This window comes from Cellulomonas hominis (genome assembly GCF_005239125.1).
Classification (GTDB): Bacteria; Actinomycetota; Actinomycetes; order Actinomycetales; family Cellulomonadaceae; genus Cellulomonas; species Cellulomonas hominis_A.
In genome coordinates, this window is the sequence record NZ_SZYE01000022.1 from 1 (window position 1) to 11633 (window position 11633).

Genomic DNA, 11633 nt, shown 5'->3' on the forward strand with positions numbered 1-11633 from the left:
TCCGCGCCCGTTCCCGGGCGGTGCTCCGCAGCGGCCCCCGGCGCCCACCGGGTGGGGGTCGCCGTCCCCCTGGGGCGCCCCCGCGGGTCCCGCCGCGTCGCCGTACGCCGTCCCCGGCGCCCCCGCCGGGACCCTCCCGCCGACCCCGCTGCCGACGGACCCGGCTGCCGCGCCCGCGCCGACGCTGCTGCCCCCCGGGGCCCTGCCGCCCCCGATGCCCGATCTCGGCGTCCCGGCCCGGGGCCGGCGACGCAGCCGCGGTCGCCGGCTGCCGCTCGGCGTCGTCGCCGGGCTGGTCGTGGCGGCCTTCGGCGCGGGGCTGCTGGGCGGCGTCGTCGGCGCGCGGCTCGACCGCGACGACGCGCACCTGGCGGACGCCGGCCTGCCCGCCGCCGTGGGCACCGGCTCGGGCGACCGCGCCCCGGACAGCGTCGCCGGCATCGCCGCCGCGGTGCTGCCGTCCGTGGTGTCGATCGAGGTGTCGTCCGCCTCCGGGGGGTCGACCGGGTCGGGGCTCGTGCTCCGGCAGGACGGCTACATCCTGACGAACCACCACGTGGTCGCCGGCGCGGCGGGTGCGGGCTCGTCGATCGTCGTGCTGCTGGCCGACGGGTCCCAGCTGCCCGGGACGGTCGTCGGCAGCACGTCCGACTACGACCTCGCGGTCGTGAAGGTCGAGGCCGAGGGGCTGACCCCGCTCGTGCTGGGCGACTCGGACCAGGTGCAGGTCGGCGACCCGGTGGTCGCGATCGGTGCGCCGCTGGGCCTCGCCGGCACGGTGACCACCGGCATCGTGAGCGCGCTCAACCGGCCCGTCGCCGCCGGCGACGGCGCCGAGGAGACCGCGTTCATCAACGCGATCCAGACGGACGCGGCGATCAACCCCGGCAACTCCGGCGGGCCCCTCGTGAACGCCGCCGGCGAGGTCGTCGGGATCAACTCCGCGATCGCCCAGCCGCCGGGCGCCTCGGCCACCAGCGGCGGCAGCATCGGCCTCGGGTTCGCCATCCCGTCCAACCAGGCGCGGCGCACCGCCGAGCAGCTGATCGAGACCGGCGTGGCCACCTACCCGGTGATCGGCGTGCTGCTCGACGGGTCGTACACGGGGGAGGGCGTGCAGGTCTCGTCCGAGCCCCAGGGCGGCCAGCAGCCCGTGACCCCGGGCGGTCCGGCGGAGCGCGCGGGCATCCGGGCCGGCGACGTCATCCTGGCGATCGACGGCCGGCCCGTCACCGCCTCGGACGAGCTGGTGGTGGCGATCCGCGCCCGGAACCCCGGGGACGCCGTCACGCTCCGGGTGCGGGCGGCCGACGGCGCCGAGCGGGACGTGCGCGTCGTCCTCGACGAGTCCGCCCAGGGCTGACCCGGGGCCACCCGGGGGCCGCCCCGGGCCCCGACCCGGGGCCGCCCCGGGGCCCGGGGGCCGGACCGCTAGGTGGGGGGCGCCCCGGACGGTAGCCTGGGGCGCGTGTTCGGGATCAACGGCGGCGAGCTGATCGTGATCCTGGTCGTGGCCGTGATCGTCATCGGCCCCACCCGGCTCCCGGGGTACGCCGAGCAGCTGGCCCGGCTGACCAAGCAGGCCCGGCACTTCCTCGCGGACGCCCGCCAGCGGGTGGACGAGGAGCTGGGCGACGAGGTCAAGGACATCGACTGGGCCTCGCTGGACCCGCGCAGGTACGACCCGCGGCGCATCGTGCGCGACGCCCTGCTCGACCCCGAGCCCACGCCCGCCGGGGCGCGCACCGCCGCCGCGGCGGCCACCGCCGGCACCGCGGCGCACGCCACCCGCGCCGCCCCCGCGACGACGCCGCTGCCGCCCGGCGCGCCCGCCCCGTTCGACGACGAGGCCACCTGAGCCCTCCGGCGTCCGCCCCCGTCCCCCCCCCTCCTGCACGGGCCACCCGCCCCCGACCGTCAGAATGGACCCATGGTCTCCGGCTCCCCTCGCATCTTCTCCGGGATGCAGCCCACCTCCGACTCCCTCCACCTCGGCAACTACCTCGGGGCGCTGACCCAGTGGGTCGCGCTGCAGGAGTCCTACGACGCGCTGTACTGCGTCGTGGACCTGCACGCCCTGACGGTGGCGCCGGACCCGGCGGCGCTGCGCGAGCGCACCCGGAGGACCGCGGCGCAGTACCTGGCCGCGGGCGTGGACCCGGAGCGCTCCATCCTGTTCGTGCAGTCGCACGTCGCGGAGCACGCCGAGCTGGCGTGGCTGCTGTCCTGCCAGACCGGGTTCGGCGAGGCCGGCCGGATGACGCAGTTCAAGGACAAGTCGGCGAAGCACGGCGCCGAGGGCACCACGGTCGGGCTGTTCACCTACCCGATCCTCATGGCGGCGGACATCCTGCTGTACGACACGGCGCTCGTGCCGGTCGGCGAGGACCAGCGCCAGCACCTCGAGCTGACCCGCGACCTGGCCGAGCGGCTGAACAAGCGGTTCGGCGACGGGACCGCGGTCGTGCCCGACGCGCACATCGTCAAGGCCACCGCCAAGATCTACGACCTGCAGGACCCGACCGCGAAGATGAGCAAGTCCGCGTCGAGCCCGAACGGCATCATCGAGCTGCTCGACCCGCCCAAGACGGTCGCCAAGCGGATCCGGTCGGCGGTCACGGACGCGGGCTCGGAGATCCGGTTCGACCGGGAGAACCAGCCCGGCATCGCCAACCTGCTCACCATCTACTCGGCCCTCACGGGGCGCGAGGTCGAGTCGATCGTCGCCGACTACGCGGGCAAGGGCTACGGCCACCTCAAGGTCGACCTGGCGGACGTGGTCGTCGAGTTCCTCGCCCCGTTCCAGGAGCGCGTGAACGGCTACCTGGCCGACCCGGCCTCGCTGGACGCGGTGCTCGAGGACGGCGCCGAGCGGGCCCGGGCGATCGCGCGCGGCACCCTCGACCGGGTCGCGGACCGCTTCGGGCTGCTGCCGCGCCGCCGGACCGCATGAACCCCACCGGGCCGTTCGCCGACGAGCTCCGGATCGGCGTCGCCGTCTCCGTCCCGGAGCCGTACGCCGCCGAGCTCCAGGCGGCGCGCGCCCGCGTCGGCGACCCCGCCGCGCACCTGATCCGCCCGCACATCACCCTCCTCGGCCCGACGGTCCTGCCGGCCGCGGCGCTGCGGGACGCCGAGGAGCACCTGCGTGCCGTCGCCGCGCAGCACGCGCCGTTCACCGTGCACCTGCGGGGGACCGCCACCTTCCGGCCGGTGTCGCCCGTGGTGTTCGTCCAGGTGGTCGAGGGCATCGCCTCGTGCGAGCTGCTGGAGGTCGCGATCCGGTCGGGCGTGCTCGACCAGGAGCTGCGCTTCCACTACCACCCGCACGTGACCATCGCGCACGAGGTGCCGGACGAGGCGCTCGACCGGGCGTTCGCCGACATGGCGGGGTACGAGGCCCGGTTCGACGTGGCGGAGATCCACGTGTACGAGCACGGCGACGACGGCATGTGGCGGACGATCGGCGCCTTCCCGCTCGGCGGCTGACGCACGGGCGGCGTGCCCTGACCGGCGGCGACGCCCGGTCCCGGGATGCCGGGCCGCGGCCCGTTCCCTAGGGTCGTGGCCATGGGAGTGCCGGCAGAACCGCAGGGCGCCGGCCGCGCGCACGCCGCCGCCGCAGCGACCACCGACGACGTCGCCGCGGGGAACCGGAGGGACGTCGGTGCCCGCGTGTACCCGGGCGGGTTCGCGGGGCTGGTCGCCCGGGCGAAGGCGGTGCTGGCCTGGTGGCAGCGCACCCGCGCGGCGCGGGCCAACGCCCGGTTCGGCGAGGCGGGCGGCGGCGTCCTCACGGGCGGCATCGCGTACGCCACCATCTTCTCCGTGTTCGCCGGGCTGACCATCGGCTACACGGTGTTCATGGCCGTCCTCGGCAACAACGACGCCTTGCGCCAGACCGTGCTCGACACGATCGACGCGAACCTGCCGGGCCTCATCAAGACCAGCAGCGACGACCGGTCGGGCGTGATCGACCCCGACTCGCTCCAGCTCAGCACCGGCGTCGGCGTCGCCGGCCTGGTCGCGCTGGTGGTGCTGCTGGTGAGCGCCATCTCCGCGATGGCGGCCCTGCGCACGGCCGTCCGCGCGATGTTCGCCGCGGAGCGCGCCGGCGGCAACGTCGTGTCCAGCAAGCTGCGGGAGCTCGGCGGGTTCGCCGGCATCGGCCTCGCCATCCTCGTCTCGGCCCTGCTCAGCATCGCCACCACGACCGCCGCCGACTGGGCCCTCACCGCGCTCGGCCTGGACGGGTCGACGGTCGGGTCGGTCGTCCTGCGCGCCGCGGGCATCCTCGTGGCCTTCGTGGTCGACGCCGGGACCTTCGTGCTGATCGTCGTGGTGCTCGCGGGGCAGCGGCCGGCGTGGCCGGACCTGCGGCAGGGCATGCTCGTGGCCGCGGTCGGGCTCGGGGTCGTGCGGGTGCTGGGCACCTCGGTGGTGGCGGGCTCCGCGAACCGGAACGCGATCCTGGCGTCGTTCGCGGTGATCGTGACGCTGCTGATCTGGATCAACCTGATCGCCCGCATCGTCCTCCTCGCCGCGGCCTGGACGGCCGACCCGCCGCCGGCCGAGGACACCGACGCGGACGCGGCCGGGCCGGCCGCTCCCTGACCGTCCCGGGGGGCCCGGCCGCTAGGATCGGCGTCCATGACCCAGCCCCCGCCGCGCCAGGACCCCAGCCGCCCGACCGCCGGGGAGCTGGCGCGGGACGCGGGCCGTGAGTTCGTGCGCTCGAGCGCCGAGGGCCTGGTCGTCGTGCTCGTCACCGGCCTGGTGATCCTGGTGCTGGCCGGGGGCCTCGGCTGGCTCGGCAGCGCGGTCGCCGGCACGATCGGGATGGCGGTGGGCGTGCTGGTCGGGCTCGGCCTGGTGGGGCTGGCCTGGCTGGTGCTGGTCCTCACCGGTGCCGCGGACGCCGTGCGCCGGGTGCGCCGCCGCTAGACGTCGGCGCCCGCGGCCGCCGCAGCGCGACGGATGCGGGTCAGCGCGCGAACGGAGGCTCGGGGATCCGGTCGTCGACGTCGTCGAGGACGTCGAGCACGGGCCGCGCGCCGTCGATCACCGGGCGCCCCGCGCCCACCGCGGGCCCGAGGACGTCGTCGAGGCGGTCCCGCACGGGCGTCTGGATCCCCGTCCGGCCGTCGATCTGGTCGTCCGCCTCGTCCGCGGCGATGTCCCGGAGCGAGTCGAGCACGGACCGGGCCCCCTCGCCCAGCGGGTTGCCCGTCAGGCCGGTCAGGTTGCTGACGACCGGCTTGAGGATCACGCCGTTGACCAGGAGCGTGCGGATCAGGAAGCCCTCGCGGGAGAACGTCTTCATCGCCTTGACCGCCTTGAGCAGGGCGGACAGCCGCTCGAGCGCGCTCGCGACCTTGGCGAGGACCGTCGCGATCCGGGAACCGGCGATCGCGGCCTCCGCCGCCGCTGCTGCTCCGCCGGCGACCGCCGAGGCGCCGAGCGTCACGAGCGACAAGGCGGCGCTGACCGCCAGGGTGAGCAGCGCCCACTCGATGAGCTCCTGGATGATCGTGGCGACGAGCTCCTCGGCGAGCTCGACCTCCATCGCCGCGTCCTCGAGGAACTCGGCGGTCTCCCGGGTGTCGTCCGCGAGCTGGTCCACGGCGGTCAGCAGCTCGCGCATCGCCGCCTGGAACGCGTCGTGGGCGTCACCTTCCCAGGCGGAGGAGAGCGGGGCGATGACGTCCCGGTGGTGCTGCGCGAGCCGGTCGATGGTCGTGCCGAGGTCGCGCCACCGCTGGGCGGTCGAACGCACCTCGGCGGAGTCCCCGGTGACCGAGTCGAACATGTCCGCGAGGGGCTGCACCAGCGGACGCATCAGCGCGTCGACCATGCCGTCCAGCGGGGCCATCCAGCCGTTGATCTTGTCCCACACGGAGACGGCACCGGTGACGCTCACCGCAGCACCGCCTCGAGCCGGGCCTGCAGGTCGGCGACCTGCGCGTCGGTCTGCGCATAGCCGTCCGCGGTGACCGCGAGCCCGTCGCCGATGTTCCGGTACGCCTCGGTGAGCGCGGCGATCGCCTCGCCCAGGCCCGTGTAGCGGCTGCGGAACGCGGCGAGGATCTCGTCGGAGGAGATCATCTTCCCCAGCGCGCCGTCCGGCAGGTCCGCGGCGGCGCGGTCGCTCTCCAGGGCGGCGAACTGCGCCGACAGGTCGTGGTGGGCGGCGCGCGCCCGCGCGAGCGCGCCGACGTCGACCCGGAAGGCCGTCACAGGTCGCCCCGACGGCGCGCGTCGAGCTCGGCGTCCAGCCGCTCGGACGTGGTGGCCGGCACGCGGCCTGCGACCAGGTCCGCCCAGCCGTCCGCGCCGGGGATGCGCGACGTCAGGGCGACGACCTGCTCCTGCGCCCGGGCCTGCGCGGCCGCGAACGCCTCCAGGACCGCCGATCGCAGGGCGTCCGGGGAGACCCGCTCCGCCTGCGGGGTGAACTCCACGTCCACCAGCGTGCCGCTCGGGCCGACGGTCACGGTCGCCACCCGGTCGCGGCTCTGCGCGCGCCCGCGCACGGTCGCCAGCTCGTCCCGGAGCATCGCCGCGGCCTCCAGCCGCGTGCGTGCCTCCGCCTGCACCTGCTCCACCCACGTCGACGCCACGCGTCCCCCCTTTCCGTCGACTGCACACCGTAGCGGGACGCGGACGGCGCACCACCGGTGGTCCGCCGGTGGTGCGCCGTCCGGGTGACAGATCAGAACGCGCGGGTGATCATCGCGCGCTTGACCTCCTGGATCGCCTTGGTGACCTCGATGCCGCGGGGGCAGGCCTCGGTGCAGTTGAAGGTCGTCCGGCAGCGCCAGACGCCCTCCTTGTCGTTGAGGATCTCGAGCCGCTGCGCCGCGCCCTCGTCCCGGCTGTCGAAGATGAACCGGTGCGCGTTCACGATCGCCGCCGGGCCGAAGTACTGGCCGTCGGTCCAGAACACCGGGCAGGACGACGTGCACGCGGCGCACAGGATGCACTTGGTGGTGTCGTCGAACCGGGCACGCTGCTCGGGGGACTGCAGCCGCTCGCGGGACGGCTCGGTGCCGGTGGTGATGAGGAACGGCATGATCTCGCGGTAGGAGGCGAAGAACGGCTCCATGTCGACCACGAGGTCCTTGATCACCGGCAGGCCCTTGATCGGCTCGACGGTGATCGGCTTGTCCGGGTTGAGGTCCTTGAGCAGGGCCTTGCACGCGAGCCGGTTGCGGCCGTTGATCCGCATGGCGTCCGAGCCGCACACGCCGTGGGCGCACGACCGGCGGAACGTCAGCGAGCCGTCGGACTCCCACTTGATCTTGTGCAGCGCGTCGAGCAGCCGGTCGGTGCCGTGGGCGGTGACCGTGTGCTCCTCCCAGTACGCCTCGTCGCCGTGCGTCTCGGGGGTGTAGCGGCGGATCTTGAGCGTGACCTCGAACGACGGGATCTCGCCGGCCTTCGGCTCGGGCGCGGCCGAGCGCTCTGCGACAGCAGTCATCAGTACTTCCGCTCCATCGGCTGGTACACGGTGGTCACGACGGGCTTGGTGCCCAGGAGCACGACCGGGCGGCCGGGGCCCGGCTCGGGGACCTCCTCGCCCTTCGGCGCGGAGAGGGCGGGGGAGTCGACCGGCACGCCGGGGACCCGGCGGTACGCCATGGTGTGCTCCATGAAGCCCTCGTCGTCCCGCTTCGGGTAGTCCTCGCGGAAGTGCCCGCCCCGGGACTCGCGGCGGTTGAGCGCCCCCACGACGACGGTCTCGGCGATGTCGAGCAGGAAGCCCAGCTCGATGGCCTCGATGAGGTCGGTGTTGAACGCGCGGCCCTTGTCCTGGACCGACACCCGCGTGTAGCGCTCCTGGAGCACCTGGATGTCCTGGAACGCCTGGCGCAGCGACTCCGCGGTGCGGAACACCTGCGCGTTCGTGTCCATCGTCTGCTGCAGCTCGCGGCGGACGTCGGAGACGCGCTCGCCCTGGGGGCGGCCGCGCATGTCCTCGAGCTGGGCCACGACGGCGTCGGCCGGCGCGTCGGGCAGGTCCACCCAGGACGCCGTGGCGGCGTACTCGGCGGCCGAGATCCCGGCGCGCTTGCCGAACACGTTGATGTCGAGCAGCGAGTTGGTGCCGAGCCGGTTGGAGCCGTGCACGGAGACGCAGGCGACCTCGCCGGCCGCGTACAGGCCCTTGACGACGTGCGTGGTGTCCCGCAGGACCTCGCCCTCGACGTTGGTCGGCACGCCGCCCATCGCGTAGTGCGCGGTGGGGTACACCGGCACCGGCTCGGTGTACGGCTCGATGCCGAGGTAGGTCCGGGCGAACTCGGTGATGTCCGGGAGCTTCGCGTCGATGTGCGCGGGGTCCAGGTGGGTCAGGTCGAGCAGGACGTAGTCCTTGTTCGGCCCGGCGCCGCGGCCCTCGCGCACCTCGTTGGCCATCGACCGGGCGACGATGTCGCGCGGCGCGAGGTCCTTGATCGTGGGGGCGTACCGCTCCATGAACCGCTCGCCGTCGGCGTTGCGCAGGATGCCGCCCTCGCCGCGCGCGGCCTCGGACAGCAGGATGCCGAGGCCCGCCAGGCCGGTCGGGTGGAACTGGAAGAACTCCATGTCCTCCAGCGGCAGCCCGCGGCGGTAGGCGAGCGCCATCCCGTCGCCGGTGAGGGTGTGCGCGTTCGAGGTGGTCTTGTAGATCTTGCCGGCGCCGCCGGTCGCGAGGACCACGGACTTGGCGCGGAACACGTGGATCTCGCCGGTCGCGAGCTCGTACGCGACGACGCCCGACACGGCGACGTCCTCGCCGTCCGGGACCTCGCGGCCGGTGAGGTCGTGCGTGAGCAGCAGGTCCAGCACGTAGAACTCGTTGAAGAACGCGACCTCGTTCTTCACGCACTGCTGGTAGAGCGTCTGCAGGATCATGTGCCCGGTGCGGTCCGCGGCGTAGCAGGCGCGGCGCACGGCGGCCTCGCCGTGGTTGCGGGTGTGCCCGCCGAACCGGCGCTGGTCGATCCGGCCCTCGGGGGTGCGGTTGAACGGCAGGCCCATGCGCTCCAGGTCGAGCACCGCGTCGATGGCCTCGTTCGCCATGATCGTCGCGGCGTCCTGGTCGACCAGGTAGTCGCCGCCCTTCACGGTGTCGAAGGTGTGCCACTCGGGGTTGTCGTCCTCGACGTTGCCGAGCGCGGCGCACATGCCGCCCTGGGCCGCGCCGGTGTGCGAGCGGGTGGGGTACAGCTTCGAGATGACCGCCGTGCGGGTGCGGGCGGACGACTCGAGGGCGGCGCGCATCCCGGCGCCGCCGGCGCCGACGATCACGACGTCGAACTGGTGGGTCTGCATCGGGGTCGATGCCTCCAAGACGAGAGGGGAGCGGGGGCGCTCAGGCGGTGCAGAAGGACGGCAGCAGGTCCGCCGGGCTGTTCGCGGGGCACGGGTCGAAGGTGAAGATCACCAGCGTGCCGAGCACGACGACCACGGTGAACGCCGTGTAGAGCGCGAGCTTGAGGACCAGGCGGGTGCCGTCGCGCTCGGCGTAGTCGTTGATGATCGTCCGGACGCCGTTGGTGCCGTGGATCATCGCGAGCCACAGCATCAGCAGGTCCCAGATCTGCCAGAACGGGGACGCCCACTTGCCGGCGACGAAGCCGAAGTCGATGGCGGTGATGCCCTCGCCGGCGACCAGGTTCACGAACAGGTGGCCGAAGATCAGCACGAGCAGCACGACGCCGGACGCGCGCATGAACACCCAGCCGTACAGCTCCCAGTTGCCGCGGGAGGTCCGGCGGCCGGGCCCGGCGCCCCGGGTGCGGGGGGCGGCGATCGTGGTCATCACTCGCCTCCGAAGACGTGCATCAGGTGCCGCGGCAGGAAGCCCGCCATCGTCACGACGAACAGGCCGAGCACGACCCAGAGCATCACGCGCTGGTACTTCGCGCCCTTGGACCAGAAGTCCACCAGCATGATCCGGACGCCGTTGAAGGCGTGGAACACGATGGCGGCGACCAGCCCGGCCTCGCCGAGCCCCATGATCGGGTTCTTGTAGGTCCCGATGACGGCGTTGTACGCCTCGGGGGAGACCCGCACGAGCGACGTGTCGAGCACGTGCACGAGCAGGAAGAAGAAGATGAGCACGCCGGTGATCCGGTGGGCCACCCAGGACCACATGCCTTCGCGGCCGCGGTAGAGGGTGCCGCCGGGGATCCGCTTGGCCGTGGGGGCGGCGTCGTCGCGGGCTTCGGCAGGCGCAGTGGGCACGGGTGGCCTCCTGGCGAGTTCGGGCGGGACTGCTGTGTCCGGTCCGATCACTGTAGTGATCGTGCGCTGGGTCACCCTGCCGTCGGGGGCCAGATCGGGCCCGATGTGATCAAGCGCACACGCCCACCGGGACCTGGGTCCCTGGTCGTCGACACCGGCCACCCGGGTCCCTCGGACGGGTGGCGAGCGGCGGGCGGCCGACCGGGACGTCGGCGATACGCTTCCGGGCATGTCGAGCCCCGCCACGCACGCGTCGCCCGCGCAGCCCCGCCCGATCGACGGCTTCCACGCCGTCGTCCCCGCCGGCGGTGCCGGCACCCGGCTGTGGCCGCTGTCCCGGCAGGGCGCGCCCAAGTTCCTGCACGACCTGACCGGCACGGGCCGCACCCTGCTGCAGGGCACCGTCGACCGGCTGCTGCCGCTCACCGGCCGCGACGGGGTCCTCGTCGTCACCGGCGTCCGGCACGCGGAGGCCGTCGCCGCCCAGCTGCCCGAGCTGGGCCCGGGCCAGGTCGTCGCCGAGCCGTCGCCGCGCGACTCCATGGCCGCCATCGGCCTCGCCGCGGCGATCCTCGCCGAGCGGCACGGCCCCGAGGTCGTCCTCGGGTCGTTCGCCGCGGACCACGTCATCGACGACCTGGCGGGCTTCTGGTCGGCGGTCACCGAGGGCGTCGCCGCCGCCCGCGCCGGGTACGTCGTCACCATCGGCATCACCGCGACCGAGCCGTCGACCGCGTTCGGCTACATCCGTGCGGCCGACCCGCTCGGCGCCGAGGGCGCCCCGAGCGCGCGCCACGTCGCCGGCTTCACCGAGAAGCCCGACGCGGAGACCGCCGCCGGCTACCTCGCGACCGGGGACTACTGGTGGAACGCCGGCATGTTCCTCGTGCAGGCCGGCGTGCTGCTCGACCACCTGGCCGAGCAGCTGCCCCCGCTGGCGGCCGGCCTGCGCGCGATCGCGGCGGTCTGGGACGACCCGGAGCGCCGGGACGCGGTGCTCGCCGAGACCTGGCCGGGTCTGACCAAGATCGCCATCGACCACGCGATCGCCGAGCCCGTCGCGGCCGCCGGCGGCGTGGCCGTCGTCCCGGGCTCGTTCACGTGGGACGACGTGGGCGACTTCGACTCGCTGGCCGCCCTGCTGCCCGCCATTGGGGTCGACGGCGGCCGCTCGCTCGGCGACGACCACCTGGTGCTGCGGCTCGACGCCCCCGGCGCGGTCGTCGTGCCGGGCGCCGGCCGTGCCGTGACCGTGCTCGGCGTCCGGGACGCCGTGGTCGTCGACACCCCGGACGCGCTCCTCGTCACCACCCGGGCGCACGCCCAGGCGGTGAAGCAGGCGGTGGACGGCTGGCGCGAGCGCGGCCGCGACGACCTGCTCTGACCGGCCGCACCGGCCC

The 11633-nt window shown here is 74.3% G+C and carries 14 protein-coding genes; 7 read left to right on the top strand and 7 right to left on the bottom strand.

All coding sequences use genetic code 11. The features are described from left to right. From FA014_RS04880 to FA014_RS04905, 6 genes are all read left to right on the top strand, one after another. Positions 1 to 1363: S1C family serine protease (locus tag FA014_RS04880; protein WP_230322876.1), on the top strand; the 1363-nt coding region annotated here is incomplete at its 5' end. A 105-nt stretch (positions 1364 to 1468) separates the two neighbouring features. Continuing rightward, complete coding sequence (locus FA014_RS04885) at positions 1469 to 1858, top strand: twin-arginine translocase TatA/TatE family subunit (protein WP_154728580.1); 390 nt, start codon at positions 1469 to 1471, stop codon at positions 1856 to 1858. Positions 1859 to 1930: 72 nt separating this feature from the next. Then, positions 1931 to 2953 (top strand): tryptophan--tRNA ligase, encoded by a 1023-nt coding sequence (trpS, locus tag FA014_RS04890; protein ID WP_154728581.1) that lies wholly within the window; start codon positions 1931 to 1933, stop codon positions 2951 to 2953. Beyond that, on the top strand, positions 2950 to 3489 hold the full coding sequence (locus FA014_RS04895; RefSeq protein WP_154728582.1) for a 2'-5' RNA ligase family protein: 540 nt from the start codon (positions 2950 to 2952) through the stop codon (positions 3487 to 3489). The genes trpS and FA014_RS04895 overlap by 4 nt, the downstream gene beginning before the upstream one ends. An 81-nt stretch (positions 3490 to 3570) precedes the next feature. Then, the gene (locus tag FA014_RS04900; RefSeq protein ID WP_154728583.1) at positions 3571 to 4614 is read left to right on the top strand and encodes a YihY/virulence factor BrkB family protein; all 1044 of its coding nucleotides are present in this window, start codon (positions 3571 to 3573) and stop codon (positions 4612 to 4614) included. A gap of 36 nt (positions 4615 to 4650) precedes the next feature. Then, positions 4651 to 4944 (top strand): hypothetical protein, encoded by a 294-nt coding sequence (locus tag FA014_RS04905; protein WP_154728584.1) that lies wholly within the window; start codon positions 4651 to 4653, stop codon positions 4942 to 4944. Between the two features lie 40 nt (positions 4945 to 4984). Here the strand turns inward: FA014_RS04905 and FA014_RS04910 are convergent, their stop codons facing one another. The 7 genes from FA014_RS04910 to sdhC form a co-directional block, all read right to left on the bottom strand. Further along, positions 4985 to 5920, bottom strand: coding sequence for a WXG100 family type VII secretion target (locus FA014_RS04910; protein ID WP_154728585.1), 936 nt, complete (start codon positions 5918 to 5920; stop codon positions 4985 to 4987). Further along, entirely contained in the window at positions 5917 to 6237 is a 321-nt protein-coding gene (locus FA014_RS04915; RefSeq protein ID WP_154728586.1) for a hypothetical protein, read from the bottom strand. Before FA014_RS04915 ends, FA014_RS04910 begins: the two co-directional genes overlap by 4 nt. Beyond that, entirely contained in the window at positions 6234 to 6620 is a 387-nt protein-coding gene (locus FA014_RS04920; RefSeq protein ID WP_154728587.1) for a YbaB/EbfC family nucleoid-associated protein, read from the bottom strand. Before FA014_RS04920 ends, FA014_RS04915 begins: the two co-directional genes overlap by 4 nt. Before the next feature lie 92 nt (positions 6621 to 6712). Further along, positions 6713 to 7480 carry a succinate dehydrogenase iron-sulfur subunit gene (locus FA014_RS04925; protein WP_154728588.1) on the bottom strand — a complete coding sequence of 256 codons (768 nt, stop codon included), beginning with the start codon at positions 7478 to 7480 and terminating at the stop codon, positions 6713 to 6715. Continuing rightward, entirely contained in the window at positions 7480 to 9318 is a 1839-nt protein-coding gene (gene sdhA, locus FA014_RS04930) for a succinate dehydrogenase flavoprotein subunit (protein ID WP_154728606.1), read from the bottom strand. Before sdhA ends, FA014_RS04925 begins: the two co-directional genes overlap by 1 nt. A gap of 40 nt (positions 9319 to 9358) precedes the next feature. Then, the gene (locus FA014_RS04935; RefSeq protein WP_154728589.1) at positions 9359 to 9808 is read right to left on the bottom strand and encodes a succinate dehydrogenase hydrophobic membrane anchor subunit; all 450 of its coding nucleotides are present in this window, start codon (positions 9806 to 9808) and stop codon (positions 9359 to 9361) included. Continuing rightward, the gene (gene sdhC / locus FA014_RS04940; protein ID WP_230322880.1) at positions 9808 to 10143 is read right to left on the bottom strand and encodes a succinate dehydrogenase, cytochrome b556 subunit; all 336 of its coding nucleotides are present in this window, start codon (positions 10141 to 10143) and stop codon (positions 9808 to 9810) included. The genes FA014_RS04935 and sdhC overlap by 1 nt, the downstream gene beginning before the upstream one ends. Positions 10144 to 10462: 319 nt before the next feature. Here sdhC and FA014_RS04945 point away from each other — a divergent pair, with 319 nt between their 5' ends. After that, a complete protein-coding gene (locus tag FA014_RS04945) occupies positions 10463 to 11617 on the top strand; it encodes a mannose-1-phosphate guanylyltransferase (protein WP_154728591.1) in 1155 nt (384 codons plus the stop codon). Positions 11618 to 11633: the final 16 nt, after the last annotated feature.